The following is a 17471-nucleotide window of genomic DNA, read 5'->3' on the forward strand; positions in this document are numbered from 1 at the left end:
TATACCAAGGAAAGCCGAAACGATCATGATCTATCAGTCTTCCCCATGGCCCCTGGCGGCCGTCGGGGTCTCCTTGCTGGCCGCCGTTCCCATTTTTTTGTCGGATGGCAGGCCGAACCTGCGCGAGTTCTGGACATTGCTGGCCGGCATCACCAAATTTCTGTTGATTGCCGCCATGCTTCCCGCGGTACTGTCGGGCCAGGGGTTTGTCTTTACGCTGGCCGAGGTGTTGCCCGGTGTGCCAATCCAGTTGCGGGTGGACGCAATGGGCATTTACTTTGCTCTTGTTGCCTCGTTCCTGTGGATCTGCACCTCCCTTTACTCCATCGGCTATATGCGGGCCTTGAAGGAACATGACCAGACCCGCTATTTTACCGCTTTTGCTCTGGCTATCGCCGCGACCATCGGCGTCGCCTTTGCTGCCAACCTGCTGACCCTCTATCTTTTTTACGAGATGCTGTCCCTCGCCACCTACCCCCTGGTGACCCATGAGCGCAACGGGGAGGCCCGGTCCTCGGGACGTCGATACCTGACCTATATTCTCGGCACCTCCATCGGTCTGGTGCTGCCGGCGATGCTCATCACCTATGCGACGACCGGAACACTCGATTTCACCGCCGGCGGCATTTTCGCCGGCCAAGCCTCCTTTGCTACCCTGACGCTGCTTCTGGTATTGTTTGTCCTTGGTTTCGCCAAGGCGGCCATCATGCCCATGCATGGCTGGTTGCCGGCCGCCATGGTCGCGCCGACGCCTGTAAGTTCTTTCCTGCACGGGGTGGCGGTGGTCAAGGTCGGTGTCTTCTCCATCCTGCGAGTCGTGTTGCACATATTCGGCCCCGATCTGCTGCGAAATCTCGACCTCGGCGTTATCATCACGTCTCTGGCGTCGGTTACCGTGCTCGTCGCTTCGCTGGTGGCCCTGACGCAGGACAATCTCAAACGGCGCCTGGCCTACTCCACCATCGGCCAGTTATCCTACATGGTGCTTGGCGCGGGCATGCTGTCGGCGGCCGGCATGACCGGGGGACTGCTGCACATTGCCATGCACGCCTTCGGCAAGATTACCCTGTTTTTCTGCGCCGGCGCCATCTACGTCGCCAGCCACAAGAAGTACATCAGCGAGATGGATGGACTGGGGCGGCGCATGCCTGTAACCTACGGTGCTTTTCTGCTCGGGGCCCTGTCCATTATCGGAATGCCACCTTTGGGGGCTTTATCAGCAAGTGGCATTTGCTGACCGGAGCCATCGAGACCGGACAGATAATCTTGCTGCTGGTTTTGCTGGTCAGCTCCTTTCTTAATGCCGCCTATTTTCTGCCCATCGTCTACCGTGGGTTTTTTGCCGAGGCCCCCCGTCTCGCAACCGTTGCGGCTGTTGAGGAAGCACCCCTGTTCTGCCTGATCCCCCTGGTAACAACAGCTCTGGTATCGGCAGGACTTTTTTTCTTTCCCGGTCTGTTGCTGCAATTGGTGCGACAGACGCTGTCCGGAGGGTGACCATGCGCCAGGAAAAGCGTAGCCATTTATCGTGTGACCGCAGGCTCATGTTGTGGGGATACGGTCTGTGGTTGATTTCCCTGCTGTTGCTGGAATTCAGGATGCATTCGCACGCTTTTTTCCCCTGGGACGGCTGGCGCGGGTTTTCTGCCGCATTTGGACTGGTTACGGTTGTGTCTTTGGCATTGATCGCCAGATTCCTGTTGCGGCCCCTGGTTTTGCGGGACGAGGAGTATTATGATCGCTAGTATTGTCTTGCCGCCGGCGCTGATCCTGGTAGCGGGCGCCCTGCTGACGACGCTGTTTCAGGGCCGAGCTCTGAGGATAGCGGCTCTGGCCGCTCCTCTGGCGGGGTTGTTGTTGCTGTGGGCGGCACCCGAAGGTAATTTCGGCCAGGTTTCTTTTTTTGGGCTCAACCTGTTAACCACCCGTATCGACGCCCTGTCACGGATATTCGGCTATGTGTTTTATCTTGCCTGTCTGCTTGGCGTACTGTTTTCTTTTCACCACAAAGAGCGCAGTCATTATGCGGTTGGCCTGCTGTATGCCGGTGCGGCGCAGGGGGTAACCTTCGCCGGGGATCTGATCACCCTGTTCGTGTTTTGGGAAACCCTGACCCTTGCCGCCACCTTTTTGATTGCTGCGCGCCGTACGCGCCGATCGCGAGAGGCGGCAGTGCGTTATATGCTGGTGCATGTCGCCGGTGGGCTTTGCCTGTTGTCGGGCATTTTGCTGCATCGCAGCGCCGGTGGCGATCTTGCCCTGGGGCCCCTGCAACTTGACGCGCCAGGGGCCGTGTTGATTTTTCTTGGCTTCGGCCTGAACTGCGCCTGGCCTCTGCTGCATGCCTGGTTGGTCGATGCCTACCCGGAATCGACGGTCGCCGGTGCCGTTTTTCTCAGTGTCTTTACCACCAAAAGCGCGGTGTATGTGCTGGCCCGCTGCTTTGCCGGTATCGAAGAACTGGTCTGGATTGGCGCTCTTATGGCGGCCTTTCCCGTGCTGTATGCACTGATCGAGAACGACCTGCGTCGCGTTCTGTGTTACAGCCTCATCAGTCAGGTCGGTTACATGGTGGTGGCCATCGGCATCGGCAGCGATATGGCCATCAACGGCGCCGTCTGCCATGCCTTCGCGCATATCCTTTATAAGAGTCTGCTTTTTATGGTCCTGGGGGCTGTTGTCTTCCGAACCGGGACAAGCAATGCTTCGCAACTTGGCGGTCTCTACCGCAGCATGCCCGGTACCGTCATATGCTGTCTGGTCGGTTCCGCGTCCATCTCGGCGTTTCCCCTGTTCAGCGGTTTTGTGACCAAATCAATCATCATGGATGCGGTAACCCACAGTCATCGCCCCCTGGTATGGCTGGTGTTGACAGCCGCTTCGGTCGGAACCTTTTTCTATGCGGGGGTCAAGATCCCCTACCGGATCTTTTTCGGCGCAGAGGCAAAAGTACAAATCCGGGAAGCGCCGCCGCACATGCTGCTGGCCATGGCTGCAACGGCTTTTCTATGTGTGCTGCTTGGGCTGCGACCGCAACTTCTGTTCGGCATCATGCCCTATCCCGCCGTCTACGAACTTTATACGCCAGCGCATGTCCTGAGCAAATTGCAGTTGCTGTGTTTTGCCGGCCTGGGCTTTTGGTTGCTGTGCCGCTGGCGTATTTATCCCTTTGAGAAAGCCGCGACCAATCTTGATGTGGACTGGTTTTATCGACGCGGCGGTCTCATGCTGTACCGGGGCGTTGATCGCCTGTTCAATGGACTGAATGCTCACTGCGAGCGGTTTTTCATTACCCGCATGACGGCCTTGTCTGCAAGGTTCTTTGAAGAACCGGGAGGCAACGTGCAAATCGGCTGCCTTCGAATTCTGAACCGGCTGATGGGTTTTCAGGACCTATCGCCCGGCACGAAACAACGCATCCGACAGCGCAGCAGGCTCGGTACCTACCCGGTAGGGGTCGGCGTGCTGTTGGCCGTTATTTTTCTTGCCGCCACCTCCTTGTTGTATTTTATCGCCTAGCTCTGTGCCGACGGTCCCGCGGGGTTGCGGACGACCTGCGCCAAAAAGTTTCCGCCGCTGTGGCGAGGCCAATCGAAAGGAACGATTTCAACATGAAAAAGCTGCTTGTGGCCCTGGACTGTTCTCCGCTATCGATGCGGGCTGCCAGCTATGCGGCGGAGATTGTGCCGCACCTTCCCGATGCCCAGGTCATTCTGTTCACGGTTCTTACCGGCGTCCCCAGCAGCGAAAAAAAACCGGATGACACCGTCAAGCCCGAAACGCGTCAATCGCAGGGCGACGAGGATCACCTGCAGGAGCAGAACGAGGTGGAAAAAGTTTTGACCCAAGCCGCGCAAATGTTTGCCGAACAGCAGCTTCCCGCCGAGCGCCTGACAGTGCTCGCCAAGCCGCTGCGGCGCGGCATTGCCCAGGATATTGCCGATGAAGCCCGGGCTTTTGGCTGTGATACCGTGGTGGTGGGCCGGCGGGGCCTTTCCAAAATGAAGCAGATGGTTCTGGGCAGTGTTTCCCGGGACCTGATTCAGAAAAGCGAAGGTCTGGCGGTTTGGGTCATCGACTGAGCTTTCGGAAGCGGATTGTTCTGCCGTGACGTCTCTGTATATCCACGTACCGTTCTGTCTTCGCAAGTGTCCGTATTGCGACTTTTTTTCCCTGCCTCTGAATGCTTCACAGCTTGAAGGCTTCCCACAGCTGGTTATTGCCCATCTCGAGCAGGAAAGACATCGCGACCGCTGGCAGGGACCTTTCTCGACCGTTTTTTTCGGCGGCGGGACGCCTTCGCTGCTGCCGCCGCGCGCCGTCGGCCTGATTCTGCAGCATGCCGATCGGTTGTTCGGTCTGAGCCGCGACGCCGAAATCAGCCTGGAGGCGAATCCGGGCACGGTCACCGCCGGCAAGTTGCTGGGTTATCACGGTGCCGGTATCAATCGACTTTCTTTCGGGGTCCAGTCCCTGAACGACAGGAGCCTCGCCCGGCTGGGCCGGATTCACAGCGCCGCGGAAGCGCGTCTTGCTTTCCGATGGGCACGGCAGGCCGGGTTCGATAATGTCGGCTGCGACCTGATCTTCGCCCTTCCCGACCAGCCCCCCAAGGCGCCCTGGCCGATCTTGAATCCATCCTTCAGCTTGGCCCGGAGCATCTTTCCTGTTACGGCCTGGGCATCGAGCCCGAAACCCCCTTTGCCTGCCAGGTGGAAGCGGGGCACATGCAACCGGCGACCGAGGAGGTCTATGCCGAAAGTTTCATGCTGCTGCATGAACGATTGATTGCGGCGGGGTTTGCGCATTATGAAATCTCAAACTACGGGCGAACCGGCCGCCAATGCCTGCACAATCTTCTTACCTGGAAGCGCCAGGCTTACCTTGGCGTCGGCCCCGGCGCTCACTCCTTCTGCGACCGCCAGTGGGGCTGGCGCGGCATGGTACCTGCCGATCTGACATCGTACCGGGATGCGCTTGCCGCGCATCGGGATCCCGTGGTGGAACTGGAAACTTTCGATCGCCGCGGTGCCATGGCCGAGACCGCGTACCTTGCCCTGCGCTGTGCCGAAGGTATTGATGAGGCAGCGTTTTTAAGGCGTTTCGGGATTGGCTTCGCAGAGGCGTTTCCCGTTGCCGTGAAACGCTGCGGTCCGCATTTGATCTGCCGCCAGGGACGTTGGCGGCTGGACCTTCAGGGGTGGCTGCTGTTCGACCATTTAATCAACCCCTTCCTGTAGGCGTTTTCCCTTTGTTTTTCCACCTGCTTTGCCCTTGACAAAGGGTAGGGCCGTTGTTATGTTGTTTCCCGTTAGCACTCAACAAGTCAGAGTGCTAACGTCCTTTCAAGCCGGATGCCCCGGCTTGTTTTACGATTGCGTATCGCGATGAACGAAGAGTTGAACGAACGCTGTCGGCTGATACTTGAGGCCATCATCGAGGATTACATCCTGTCGGGGGAGCCCATCGGTTCGCGGGCTTTGACGCGCAGGCACGCGATCCCTCTGTCGCCGGCAACGGTCCGCAATGTCATGGCCGACCTGGAAGAGATGGGATACCTGACGTCCCCGCACACCTCTGCCGGGCGCATACCGACCGAGAAAGGTTACCGCTTCTATCTGGACAGCCTGCTTCGAATCAAGCAGCTGTCGCCCAGCAAGCGGCAATCGATCCGCGAGCATTACCGGAATCGCAGGTTGCGCATGGAGGAGTTGTTGCGTGAAGCCGGACGCATCCTGTCCACCTCCTCCAGCTACACGGGGGTGGTCATGGTGCCGCAGTTGGCAACCACCATCTGCCGCCGTATCGACTTCGTCAGACTTTCGGCGCGCCGTATCCTGGCGGTTTTTGTCAGCCAGTCCGGGATTGTCGAGCACAAGATTATCGAGTCGGATCTGCCGCTCAACGAGTCTCAGCTGCAGGAAGCGGCCAATTATCTCAACCAGACATACAGCGGACTCTCCATCCAGGACATCAAACAACGCATTGTGGTTCAGATGGCGGAGGAAATGGCCACCTACGATACCCTGCTCCGGCGTGCCCTGCATCTGTCATGTCTGGCCTTGGAGGATGATTTCGGCGGTCAGATCTACATCGAGGGCGCATCGAATATCCTCGATCAGCCGGAATTCAATGATTTGAGCCGCATGAGGCGTCTGATGCGGACATTCGATCAGAAAAACCTGCTGATGGAATTGCTGCACAAAAGCCAGTTGGCCGAAGGCGTGCAGATCTACATCGGCAGCCCGGATCATTACAGCGACATCGAGGGGTGCAGTCTGGTTGCGGCATCGTTTTCCAGCCGCTGGGGCGCCATCGGCACCCTGGGTATCATCGGGCCGACCCGCATGCCGTATTCGACGGTCATCCCGCTGGTCGATTTTACCGCCGGACTGATCGGCAGTATTCTGGACAGTGAAGAGGAATAGAAATAGGAATAGGAGACGAACTATCGTGGCAGAACCGAAAAACCAGGCAACCGAAACGGACCAGGGCCTGAGCGAAGAGACCGCCGCCGCAGTGCCGGAAGGCACGCAGGCCGAAGCGGCTCCGCTTGCCGCCGTGCAACAGGAACTGGCTGAGGCGTTGGCCGAAAAGCAGAAAAACTGGGATCTCTATCTGCGCGAGCGGGCTGAACTGGAAAACTTCCGCAAGCGCATGCAGCGGGAAAAGGAGGATCTGGTACGGTTCGCCAATGAAAACCTGCTGCGCGAAGTCCTGACCGTTGTGGACAATCTCGAGCGGGCCATCGACCACGCCCGCGGCAGCGAAGAAACGGTGCAGGGACTCATGGAAGGGGTTGAGATGACCCTTTCCCAGTGCCGCAAGCTGCTGGAAAAGTTTGGTGTGACGCCGGTCGCGGCGGTGGGTGAACCGTTCGATCCGACCTGGCACGAAGCCATGGGGCAGCTGGAAAGCGCCGAGCATCCGCCCAATACCGTACTGCAGGAAATGCAAAAAGGCTACCTGCTCAACGACCGGTTGCTGCGTCCGGCCCTGGTGCTGGTTTCCAAATCCCCCGCAGCCGACGAATAGCCCTGGTTGCACACCAATTAAACGCCAGATTCAAATTTAAAGGAGGATATATACTCATGGGAAAAGTTATCGGAATCGACCTCGGCACCACCAACTCCTGCGTGGCTGTCATGGAAGGTGGAGAGCCTGTGGTCATCGCCAATGCCGAAGGTTCCCGCACCACCCCGTCGATGGTGGCCTTCACGGAAAGTGGTGAGCGCCTGGTCGGCCAGCAGGCCAAGCGTCAGGCTGTGACCAATCCGGAGAACACATTGTTCGCCATCAAGCGGCTGATCGGCCGCAAGTTCGAAAGCGACGCCGTTCAGAAAGACATCAAGGTCAGCCCGTTTGCTATCGTCAAGGCCGATAATGGCGATGCCTGGGTAGAAGTGCGCGGGAAAAAATACAGCCCTCCCGAGATTTCAGCCATGATTCTGCAGAAAATGAAGCAGACCGCTGAAGACTATCTCGGCGAAGCCGTCACCGATGCGGTTATAACTGTTCCTGCCTATTTCAACGATTCGCAGCGCCAGGCCACCAAGGATGCCGGCAAGATCGCCGGTCTGAACGTGCTGCGCATTATCAACGAGCCGACCGCCGCCTCTCTTGCCTATGGCCTGGACAAGAAAAACGAAGAAAAAATCGCCGTTTTCGACCTGGGTGGCGGCACCTTTGACATTTCCATCCTGGAACTGGGCGACGGCGTTTTCGAAGTCAAATCGACCAATGGGGATACCTTTCTGGGCGGCGAAGATTTCGATCAGCACATTATGGATTATGTCGCCGACGAATTCAAAAAGGATCAGGGCATTGACCTGCGCAAGGACAAGATGGCCCTGCAGCGCCTCAAGGAAGCCTGCGAAAAGGCCAAGTGCGAGCTGTCCACCTCCATGGAAACGGATATCAACCTGCCGTTTATCACGGCAGACCAGTCGGGGCCCAAGCACCTTAACATCCGCCTGACCCGTTCCAAGCTGGAAAGCATCTGTGCCAGTCTGCTGGCAAAATTGGTCGAACCCTGCCGCATGGCTCTCAAGGATGCCGGCCTTTCGGCTTCCGATGTCGACGAAGTGCTGCTGGTCGGTGGCATGACCCGCATGCCGGCGGTGCAGGCCAAAGTCCAGGAAATCTTCGGCAAGACCCCCAACAAGGGTGTCAACCCCGATGAGGTTGTTGCCATCGGCGCCGCGATTCAGGGCGGGGTGCTCAAGGGCGAGGTCAAGGACGTGCTGCTGCTGGACGTCACCCCCCTGTCCCTGGGGATTGAGACCCTCGGCGGCATCATGACCAAGCTGATCGAGAAAAACACTACCATTCCCTGCAAAAAAAGCCAGATTTTCTCCACCGCCGCCGATAACCAGCCGGCGGTATCGGTTCACGTGCTTCAGGGCGAGCGGGAGATGGCGTCCGACAACAAGACCATCGGCCGTTTTGAGCTGGTCGGCATTCCGCCGGCGCCGCGCGGTGTGCCTCAGATCGAAGTTGCTTTTGACATCGATGCCAACGGCATTCTGCATGTTTCGGCCAAGGATCTGGGCACAGGCAAGGAACAGTCGATCCGCATCACGGCTTCTTCAGGCCTGAGCGACTCTGAAATCGACAAGATGGTCAAGGACGCCGAGGCCCATTCCACCGAGGACAAGAAAAAGCGTGAACTGATCGAAGCCCGCAACCAGGCCGATGGCCTCGCCTACTCCACCGAAAAGACCCTCAAGGAGCACGGGGACAAGGTGGACGAGGCAACCCGGAAGAATATCCAGGATGCCCTGGAGGAACTCAAGAAAAGCATGGACGGCGACAGCGCCGACGCCATTCGCCAGAAGAGCGAAGCCTTGGCTACCGCTTCCCACAAACTGGCCGAGGCGGTCTACAAGCATGGCCAGGAGGGCGCGCAGACCGCCGCGGACGATGCCCCGCAAGGCGGCGGCGACGAAGGCGTGGTCGATGCGGAGTTTGAAGAAGTGGACGATAAGAACAAGTAAACCGTCAGTATTCTGCAACCTTACAGGAGCCGGGGTTTGTCCCCGGCTCCTGTTGCGTTGGGAATTTTCCGCCAGGCGTTGCAGGGTTCATGGCCGGCTGAAACATAAGGAATATCAAAGTTGAGCAAGCGCGATTATTACGAGGTTCTGGGTGTTCATCGCAACGCCAGCGAAACGGAAATCAAGAAAGCCTATCGTAAACTGGCGATCCAGTTCCATCCCGACAAGAACGCCGGTGACAAACAGGCCGAGGACAAGTTCAAGGAAATTTCCGAAGCCTACTCGGTTTTATCCGATACCCAACAGCGCGTTATTTACGATCAATATGGTCATGCCGGGCTGAATGGCGGCGGTGGAGGAGGCAGTTATTCCTCCGGCGGCTTTAGCGGAACCCCTTTCGAAGACCTGTTCGGAGACCTGTTCGGAGATATCTTCGGGAATCGTGGCGGTCAGCGCAGTCGTGGCCGGCGGGGTGACGACCTGCGTTACAACCTCTCCATCAGTTTTGAAGAGGCGGCTTTCGGTCTGGAAACCAAAATCCAGATCCCCCGCTATCAAACCTGCGGGACCTGCAACGGCATCGGCGCCAAACCCGGTACCAGCCCGCGGGTTTGCGCTACCTGCCAGGGCGCTGGCCAGGTGCGCATTCAGCAGGGTTATTTTTCCCTGACCCGGCCCTGTCCCGACTGTCACGGTGAGGGCCAGATCATCGACCAGCCGTGTGCCGAATGCCATGGCAGCGGCAGGGTGCGGGGCAAACGCACATTGTCTCTGAAGATCCCGGCAGGGGTTGAAACCGGCAGCCGCCTGAAGCTGTCCGCCGAGGGGGAGCCCGGCCTGCATGGCGGACCTCCGGGGGATCTGTACGTCGTTATTTCGGTCAAGGATCACCCGCTGTTCCAAAGGGATGGTCAGAACATCATCTGTGAAATTCCCATTTCCTTTCCCCAGGCCGCCCTTGGGTGTGAACTGGAGGTACCGACCCTTACGGAAAAGCTGAACATCAAGGTTCCCGCGGGGACCCAATCCGGAAAGGTGATCAAGCTGGCTAATTATGGCTTCCCGTCTCTGCAGGGCTATAATCGGGGCGATCAGCTGGTGGTTTTGCGTGTCGAGGTGCCTACGTCACTTACCGACCGGCAAAAGGAGCTTCTGGAGGAGTTTGCCAGAGAGGGGGGCGAAGAAATCCACCCCATGGGTAAAACCTTTTTTGCCAAGGTTAAGGAATTGTTTGGCTGATCCGCCGCGGCGGATCAGCGGAGCGAAATCTTTTTTCGGATTGAGGCTATGTTGAGGCGTGCCATTTTTTCATTAGTGGTTCTGGTTGTCCTGGCGGCTTTGCAGGGAGGGCTGTGTCGGGCCGTGTCTGCATCCAGCGCTTTGCAGCAGGCTCTGGAGCTTTATCGGTCCGGCTCTGCGGAACTCGCCATGCCACCCTTGAAGGCGGCTGTTGCCGAACAACCGCAGCACCCGGATGCATGGCAGGCTCACATGGCTCTGGCGCGCATTTATTATCGTCAGGGCCAGCTGGCCGATATGCTTGCCCACCTCGGCGCTATTCCTGAAGGGCGCCGGACACCGGAAAGTCGCCTGCTGGAAGGACTGGGTCTAATCGGTACCGGCCGCATCTCCGCGGGAGTGGAATTGTTGCGCCCCCTGGAAGAAGCGGCACTCAATGGCAGCCAGCGGCATCAGCGCCTCGCAGCACTTGCTGACGCTTCCCTGAAGTCCGGACAGCATGCTGAAGCTCTGTTTTATATTCAGCGCCGTCTGCGCCTCGATATCGACCCCGCGGTGGCTTCGCAGCTGCTGCAACAGGCCCATGGCATTCTGGAGAGCCGCCTGAGTGATTCGGAGTTGTCCGAAGCGGCCTTTTTGTTTCAAGGCTCACCCCTTGGACATGATGTTCTGCTGCAGCAGGCCGTGCGCCACCACCAGGCAGGTCGGCATGGCCAGGCGCTTTCCCTGCTTGACGGCATATTGAAAAGCCCTGTGGCGTTCCCTTTTCGCGACGATGCCGAGATGCTTTACCAACAACTCTCGCAAAAGGCTTCGCCGCTGGCTATTGGCGTTGTTCTGCCGCTTTCCGGACGGTTTGCCGGGTTTGGCAAGCAACTGTTGCGCGGCATGGAACTGGCGCTGCAAGAGCATGCCCTGCAGCGCACGGCAACCTTTCTGGTGCGCGACAGTGCCGCGGATCCTGCCGTTGCCGAGCAATGCATCGCGGAGCTGGCCGCCAGCCGCCAGGTAATCGCGATTATTGGTCCCCTGACGGGAAATGCAGCCAGCAAGGCGGCGCGCCGCGCCGAGTTGGAAGCCGTCCCGTTGGTGTCATTCTCCCAGCATGCCGGATTGACCGAGACAGGGCCCTGGATTTTTCGCAACAGCCTGACGGCCGATCTGCAGGCCAGGACCCTGGCCGATTACGCCATCAAACAGAAAAATATGTCTTCTTTCGGTGTTCTTGCGCCCGAAACCCGGCTGGGAAAGGAGCTGGCCAAATCGTTTATTGCAGCGATTCGTGACCTGGGAGGCGAAATCGTCGCCACCGTATTTTATCCCTCCCGCACCACGGATTTTCGCCAGCAGATCCGGTCCCTGCGGAGCACCCGAACCAAGGGGCCGGATGCGCTGTTTATTCCCGATACCGCGGATCGGCTGGCCCTGATTGCGCCGCAACTGCCTTTCTATGGACTGTCCGATACCGCATTGCTCGGAAGTGCCAGCTGGGATACGCCGGATCTTCTGGTTCGGGCGGGATCCTCGCTGGAAAATGGCGTTTTTGTCAGTGGTTTTTTCCGCCACAGTCCTGATTCGTTGGTGCGGGAATTTGTCGACCGCTACATGCAGCGGTACGCAAAAGAACCCTCTCTGTTTGAAGCCCAGGGCTACGATGCGGCCGATATGCTGCTGGATCTTCTGCAGCAGAATCCGCTGGCGGATCGGGAAAGCCTGCGTGACGCCCTGGTCCAGGTGCGGGATTATCCCGGCGTTACCGGAAAAACCCGGTTCGAACCCACCGGCGAGGCGCGCAAAAATCTTTATCTGCTGCAGGTGAAAAACGCTTCGTTGATACAGCTGAATTGAAAACCATCCTCCCGGCCCGCTTTCGCAGCAGGGGCCGGTTCCTCCCGCGCCTGCCTTCCCCCTGTACCAGCCAGGCACCGCTTCTCTGCCAAACCGCTCCCCGCTCTTGACGGTCATGACGGAATTATGTTAAGTTAAAGCCTGTTGCAAAAAGGAGTCCTGCGTTGTTTAAAATCGGAGACATGGCTGTTTATCCAGCCCAAGGTGTCGGGGTCATCGAGGCCATTGAATCAAGGGAATTCGTCGGTCAGATACTGGATTTCTATGTATTGCGCATTGTCGACAGCGATATGACCATCATGGTGCCGGTCAATAATGTCGGCACCGTAGGCATGAGGTCTCTTATCGACAAGACCCACGTCAGGACAGTCTACAACATCCTCAGGGACAAGCCCGAAAGCCACGGCAGTCTTCCATCCTGGAGCCGTCGCCAGCGTGATTATAACGAAAAAATACGCTCCGGTGATGTCTTTGAGGTTGCGGAGGTGCTGAGGGATCTTTACGCGATCCGTGAGGGGAAGGAACTCTCCTACGGGGAAAAGAAAGTCCTGGAACTGGCCCGCAAGCTTGTCGTCAAGGAGATTGCCCTGGCGGACGGCAAGGACGAGCAACAGGTCGTCGACCGGGTTGAAAGTTTCTTCACTCACTAGGCATTGCCGACCGTTCCCGATTCAACAGCTGTCGCCCGGCATCCGGTGATATTGGCCGGCTGCCGTCTATCCCGGTCGTTGCGCCTGCTCGCCGCCAAGCCAGCGGAGGCAGCGACTGGTGCCTCGAGATCCTGCTATGAGTGTTTTTGTTCTGCTCCCTGCCGCCGGCATGGGAAAACGCATGGGTGCGTCCGTCAACAAGCAATACCTGCCCCTCGGCGAGCGACCGGTGCTGAGTCATACCATTGCCCTGTTTGATCGCCATCCCCGCGTCGATCATATTTTCGTCATTTGTCCGCAAGCGGAAATGCCTCTTTGCCAACAGCAGGTCATCGACCCTTATGGTTTCAGCAAGGTCAGGGGCCTGGTGCCTGGTGGCGCCGAACGTCAGGATTCGGTGCGCAATGGCTTGCTGGCTTGCGGTGCGGCGCCCGATGACGTGGTGCTGATCCATGACGGCGCCCGTCCGTTGCTGCCTTTCGAGCTCATCGATGCCGCCATCGAAAAGGCGGAGAAAAGCGGGGCGGCGATTGTTGGCGTCCCCGTCAAGGACACTATCAAGCTTGTGCGAGACGGCATGATCGAGGCGACTCCGGATCGCCGGCATCTCTGGCAGGCGCAGACCCCGCAAGGTTTTCGCTTTGGGGCCATCCTCGACGCTCATCGGCTTGCGCAGCAGCAAAACTATCAGGGAACCGATGATGCTTCGCTGATCGAGTGGACCGGCGGTCGGGTCGCCGTCATCCCGGGCAGCTACCGCAACATCAAAATCACCACGCCCGAGGACCTGCTGCTGGCCCGGGCTTTTCTCGACAATCCAGGATACCCCGGCATGATGCGCATCGGACACGGTTACGACGTTCACCAGTTGGTTGCGGAGCGCAAGCTTATCCTCGGGGGCGTGGAAATTGCCTACCATCTGGGCTTGCTGGGGCATTCCGACGCCGACGTGCTGCTGCATGCTATCTGTGACGCGATCCTCGGCGCCCTGGGCGAAGGAGATATCGGCAAACATTTCCCCGATACCGATCCCGCCTATCGGGGCATTTCCAGTATCAAGCTGCTGCGCGAGGTTATGCGCCTAACACGGGACAAGGGGTATGCTCTTGGCAATCTCGACGCGACCATCATTGCGCAGCGCCCCAAACTCGCCCCCTTCATTGCGCGTATGCGGGAGCGGATCGCCGATGCCTGCGGCACCGATTGCGACCGTATCAACGTGAAAGCCACCACCACCGAGCAGCTCGGTTTTGAAGGCCGAGGCGAAGGGATCAGCTCCCATGCGGTGGTGGTGTTGAGCAAGGTCGCGGACAACCACTGACCGCGCCTTCGGCAAATCGCTGCAGGGCAATTCCCTGTTGCTTTTTGCCTGTAAATTTGCGACCTTTCTTCGGAAGGTCGTTTTTTTAACCCGCTGCAATTCTTTTCTCCTGTACTACGAGGTATCCCCATGTCGGACAAGGGTTCCAAGGAAACCGCCGATCACACAAAACCTGCTGTCGACGCATCGGAATCCGCTGCGCCGACGAATTTCATCCGGGCGATTATCGATGCCGATCTGCGTCAGAACAAGAACGACGGCTGCGTGGTCACCCGGTTTCCGCCGGAACCGAACGGTTATCTGCATATCGGTCACGCCAAGAGCATCTGCCTGAATTTCGGCTTGGCCCGGGACTATGCCGGGGCTCCGGGAGGCAGCCGCTGTCATTTGCGCTTCGACGATACCAATCCGACCAAAGAAGAGCAGGAGTATATCGATTCCATCAAGGAGACCGTGCGCTGGCTCGGTTTCGACTGGGGAGCACACGAGTATTACGCCTCGGATTACTTCGAGCAGCTTTATCGCTGGGCGATTCGGCTTATCGAAGCCGGCAAGGCCTATGTCGATGACCTGTCGGCGGAACAGATCCGCGCCTATCGGGGCACGCTCACCGAGCCCGGTCGCAACAGTCCCTGCCGCGACCGTTCCGTGGAAGAAAATCTGGCGCTGTTCCAGGCGATGAAAAACGGCGAGTTTGCGGATGGCAGCAGGGTGTTGCGTGCAAAAATCGACATGGCCTCGCCCAATCTGAACCTGCGCGATCCGGTCATGTACCGCATTCTGCATGCCGAACATCACCGCACCGGCAACCGGTGGTGCATCTATCCCATGTACGACTTTACCCATGGGCAATCCGACTCCCTTGAAGGAATCACCCATTCCATCTGTACCCTGGAGTTTGAGGCGCATCGTCCCCTGTACGACTGGTTCATCGATCAGCTGGGCATCCATCATCCCCGGCAGATCGAGTTCGCCCGTCTCAACATCAACTACACGGTGATGAGCAAACGCAAACTGCTGGAGCTGGTCAACGGCGAATACGTCCAGGGATGGGATGATCCGCGTATGCCGACCCTTGCCGGGCTGCGGCGCCGCGGCTTCACGCCGGCGGCGATCCGTAACTTCTGTGAGCGCATCGGCGTGTCAAAAAAGGACAGCTGCGTCGACATGGGCTTCCTGGAGTACTGCGTGCGCGAAGATCTCGACCGCACAACACCCCGCGCCATGGCGGTGCTCGATCCTCTGCGCGTCGTCATCGACAACTATCCGGAAGGGCAGGTGGACGAATTCGAGGCGCCCAATCATCCCAACCTTCCGGAAATGGGCACCAGAAAGGTGCCTTTTTCCAGGGTACTCTATATCGAGCGGGAAGATTTTATGGAAGATCCGCCGAAAAAGTTTTTCCGCCTGGCGCCCGGCCGCGAAGTGCGTCTCAAGTACGCTTACCTGATTCGCTGCGAAGAGGTGGTGCGGGATCCGGTCAGCAACGAGATCATTGAATTGCGCTGCACTTACGATCCTGCCTCCCGCGGCGGTTCGGCACCCGACGGACGCAAGGTCAAGGGGACTTTGCACTGGGTCTCCGCGGCCCATGCCGTCAAGACCGAGGTGCGTCTGTATGACCGCCTGTTCAATGTTCCTGCCCCCGACGGCGATAAAGAGGTCGATTTCAAGAGCCACCTCAATCCGGATTCGCTGCGGGTGCTTGGCGAATGCCTGGTGGAGCCGTCCTTGGCCGAGGCGCAGCCAGAAAACCGTTATCAGTTTGAGCGGCTTGGCTATTTCTGTGCCGACCGCTTCGATTTCACGGCCGGTAAACCGGTTTTCAATCGCACCGTGACCCTGCGGGATTCCTGGGCCAAAGCCGGGGGTGACTGACGTCTCTCTTGCCCGCCCGTCCAACCAAGGAGCTACCTTCACCATGAGTTTGCGTGTTTACAATACCATGTCCGGCCGCAAGGAAGTCTTCGAGCCGCTGCAACCCGGCAAGGTCGGCATGTATGTCTGCGGCGTAACCGTTTACGATTATTGCCATATCGGCCATGCCCGCGCCAACGTGGTTTTCGATGTCATCTACCGGTATCTGCAATTCATCGGCTACGATGTCACCTATGTGCGCAATTACACCGATGTCGATGATAAAATCATCAAGCGCGCCAACGAACGGGGCATCACGTCCGATGACCTGGCCGGCGAATTCATCCAGGCTTTTGATGAGGATATGGCGCGCCTCGGACTCGCCGATCCGACGGTTCAGCCCAAGGCAACCCATCATATCGACCACATCATTGCCCTGGTTCAGAGGCTCATCGAGCGCGGCATCGCCTACGAATCCGGCGGCGATGTCTATTTTTCGGTGGAGAATTTCCCCTCCTACCTCAAGCTCAGCAAGCGCAATATGGATGAAATGCGTTCCGGCGCCCGTATCGCGCCCGGTGAGCAGAAGCGCAACCCCATGGATTTCGCCCTCTGGAAAGCCGCCAAGCCCGGCGAGCCGGCCTGGGAGAGCCCCTGGGGCCCGGGGCGCCCCGGCTGGCACATCGAATGCTCCGCCATGGCGATGGAGTATCTCGGCGAATCTTTTGACATCCATGGCGGCGGCAAGGACCTTGTGTTTCCCCATCACGAAAACGAAATCGCCCAGAGCGAAGGGGCCACCGGCAAACCCTTTGTCAAATACTGGCTGCACAACGGCTTCGTCAATGTCAACCAGGAAAAGATGAGCAAGTCGCTGGGCAATTTTTTCACCATCCGGGATATTCTCAAAAGCTACGATCCGGAGGTGCTGCGCTTTTTCATCCTTACCGCCCATTATCGCTCGCCCATCGACTTCTCCGATCAGAACCTGCAGGAAGCGCGGCTGGGTCTTAGCCGGTTTTACGAGGCGTTGCAGGTCGCCTTGGAAGTCCTGGACGCCAGTCCGGCAAGCGATTCCGTTTCAGAGGCCGGCAAAACCCTTGAAGCTGCCTTCCGCGAAGCGATGGACGACGATTTCAATACCGCTGCCGCCATTGGTCACCTGTTCGAGGCGGTCCGCACCATCAACCGCCTGGTCACTGAAAAGGGCTTCCGTAAAAATCGCGAAAAGCTCGCCGAGGTTCGGGCTCTCTACGAAACCCTGCTGAAACTCGGGGGGGTACTGGGCATTTTCGCCTCCGACCCGGCCATCTGGCTCAGGCAGATGAACCTCGCCCTCCTGACGGCTACGGGGTACAGCGAGGCAGACATGGAGGAATTCATCCGCCAACGGCAGGTAGCCCGTAAAAACAAGGACTTTACCCGTGCCGACGAAATCCGCGATGAACTGGCCGCCAAGGGTATCCAGCTGCTGGACGGACCGCAGGGCACGACCTGGAAGGTACGCTGACCGCAGGCATATTGCATAAGCATTGAAAAGGGTCATTCGGCAGGATGGCC

16 protein-coding genes are annotated in these 17471 nt (G+C 58.4%); all 16 read left to right on the top strand.

Going from position 1 to position 17471, the window contains the following annotated elements:
- Positions 1-25: 25 nt before the first annotated feature.
- Positions 26-1237, top strand: coding sequence for a proton-conducting transporter transmembrane domain-containing protein (locus A6070_RS00695; RefSeq protein ID WP_201787911.1), 1212 nt, complete (start codon positions 26-28; stop codon positions 1235-1237).
- A complete protein-coding gene (locus A6070_RS15745; RefSeq protein WP_201787912.1) occupies positions 1231-1497 on the top strand; it encodes a hypothetical protein in 267 nt (88 codons plus the stop codon). The genes A6070_RS00695 and A6070_RS15745 overlap by 7 nt, the downstream gene beginning before the upstream one ends.
- A gap of 2 nt (positions 1498-1499) precedes the next feature.
- Complete coding sequence (locus tag A6070_RS00700; RefSeq protein WP_072286606.1) at positions 1500-1745, top strand: hypothetical protein; 246 nt, start codon at positions 1500-1502, stop codon at positions 1743-1745.
- Complete coding sequence (locus tag A6070_RS00705) at positions 1735-3519, top strand: Na(+)/H(+) antiporter subunit D (RefSeq protein ID WP_072286607.1); 1785 nt, start codon at positions 1735-1737, stop codon at positions 3517-3519. The genes A6070_RS00700 and A6070_RS00705 overlap by 11 nt, the downstream gene beginning before the upstream one ends.
- 92 nt (positions 3520-3611) lie before the next feature.
- Positions 3612-4082 carry a universal stress protein gene (locus A6070_RS00710; protein ID WP_072286608.1) on the top strand — a complete coding sequence of 157 codons (471 nt, stop codon included), beginning with the start codon at positions 3612-3614 and terminating at the stop codon, positions 4080-4082.
- A 25-nt stretch (positions 4083-4107) separates the two neighbouring features.
- A complete protein-coding gene (locus A6070_RS16620; RefSeq protein WP_083568933.1) occupies positions 4108-4788 on the top strand; it encodes a coproporphyrinogen-III oxidase family protein in 681 nt (226 codons plus the stop codon).
- On the top strand, positions 4728-5240 hold the full coding sequence (locus tag A6070_RS15035) for a hypothetical protein (protein ID WP_083568934.1): 513 nt from the start codon (positions 4728-4730) through the stop codon (positions 5238-5240). The genes A6070_RS16620 and A6070_RS15035 overlap by 61 nt, the downstream gene beginning before the upstream one ends.
- A gap of 147 nt (positions 5241-5387) precedes the next feature.
- Positions 5388-6428, top strand: a complete 1041-nt coding sequence (gene hrcA / locus A6070_RS00720) for a heat-inducible transcriptional repressor HrcA (RefSeq protein ID WP_072286610.1) — start codon at positions 5388-5390, stop codon at positions 6426-6428.
- 25 nt (positions 6429-6453) lie between these two features.
- Complete coding sequence (gene grpE / locus A6070_RS00725; protein WP_072286611.1) at positions 6454-7035, top strand: nucleotide exchange factor GrpE; 582 nt, start codon at positions 6454-6456, stop codon at positions 7033-7035.
- A gap of 56 nt (positions 7036-7091) precedes the next feature.
- Positions 7092-8996 (top strand): molecular chaperone DnaK, encoded by a 1905-nt coding sequence (gene dnaK / locus A6070_RS00730; protein WP_072286612.1) that lies wholly within the window; start codon positions 7092-7094, stop codon positions 8994-8996.
- 120 nt (positions 8997-9116) lie between these two features.
- Positions 9117-10235: a molecular chaperone DnaJ gene (gene dnaJ / locus A6070_RS00735; RefSeq protein WP_145926392.1), complete on the top strand. Its 1119-nt coding sequence runs from the start codon at positions 9117-9119 to the stop codon at positions 10233-10235.
- 123 nt (positions 10236-10358) lie between these two features.
- On the top strand, positions 10359-12083 hold the full coding sequence (locus A6070_RS00740; RefSeq protein ID WP_158515865.1) for an ABC transporter substrate-binding protein: 1725 nt from the start codon (positions 10359-10361) through the stop codon (positions 12081-12083).
- Positions 12084-12247: 164 nt separating this feature from the next.
- Positions 12248-12733, top strand: coding sequence for a CarD family transcriptional regulator (locus A6070_RS00745; protein ID WP_235605480.1), 486 nt, complete (start codon positions 12248-12250; stop codon positions 12731-12733).
- 136 nt (positions 12734-12869) lie between these two features.
- Positions 12870-14054, top strand: a complete 1185-nt coding sequence (locus A6070_RS16385) for a bifunctional 2-C-methyl-D-erythritol 4-phosphate cytidylyltransferase/2-C-methyl-D-erythritol 2,4-cyclodiphosphate synthase (RefSeq protein ID WP_072286615.1) — start codon at positions 12870-12872, stop codon at positions 14052-14054.
- 129 nt (positions 14055-14183) lie between these two features.
- Entirely contained in the window at positions 14184-15932 is a 1749-nt protein-coding gene (locus A6070_RS00755; RefSeq protein WP_072286616.1) for a glutamine--tRNA ligase/YqeY domain fusion protein, read from the top strand.
- Positions 15933-15975: 43 nt separating this feature from the next.
- Positions 15976-17421: a cysteine--tRNA ligase gene (gene cysS, locus A6070_RS00760; protein WP_072286617.1), complete on the top strand. Its 1446-nt coding sequence runs from the start codon at positions 15976-15978 to the stop codon at positions 17419-17421.
- The last annotated feature ends 50 nt before the right edge of the window (positions 17422-17471 follow it).

Source organism: Syntrophotalea acetylenica (assembly GCF_001888165.1).
In the GTDB taxonomy this organism is placed as follows: Bacteria; Desulfobacterota; Desulfuromonadia; order Desulfuromonadales; family Syntrophotaleaceae; genus Syntrophotalea; species Syntrophotalea acetylenica.

Coding starts and splice junctions, on each gene's coding strand:
- A6070_RS00695 (WP_201787911.1), top strand. CDS start 26: ATGATCTATCAGTCTTCCCCATGGCCCCTGGCGGCCGTCGGGGTCTCC.
- A6070_RS00700 (WP_072286606.1), top strand. CDS start 1,500: ATGCGCCAGGAAAAGCGTAGCCATTTATCGTGTGACCGCAGGCTCATG.
- A6070_RS00705 (WP_072286607.1), top strand. CDS start 1,735: ATGATCGCTAGTATTGTCTTGCCGCCGGCGCTGATCCTGGTAGCGGGC.
- A6070_RS00710 (WP_072286608.1), top strand. CDS start 3,612: ATGAAAAAGCTGCTTGTGGCCCTGGACTGTTCTCCGCTATCGATGCGG.
- A6070_RS15035 (WP_083568934.1), top strand. CDS start 4,728: ATGCAACCGGCGACCGAGGAGGTCTATGCCGAAAGTTTCATGCTGCTG.
- hrcA (WP_072286610.1), top strand. CDS start 5,388: ATGAACGAAGAGTTGAACGAACGCTGTCGGCTGATACTTGAGGCCATC.
- dnaK (WP_072286612.1), top strand. CDS start 7,092: ATGGGAAAAGTTATCGGAATCGACCTCGGCACCACCAACTCCTGCGTG.
- A6070_RS16385 (WP_072286615.1), top strand. CDS start 12,870: ATGAGTGTTTTTGTTCTGCTCCCTGCCGCCGGCATGGGAAAACGCATG.
- A6070_RS00755 (WP_072286616.1), top strand. CDS start 14,184: ATGTCGGACAAGGGTTCCAAGGAAACCGCCGATCACACAAAACCTGCT.
- cysS (WP_072286617.1), top strand. CDS start 15,976: ATGAGTTTGCGTGTTTACAATACCATGTCCGGCCGCAAGGAAGTCTTC.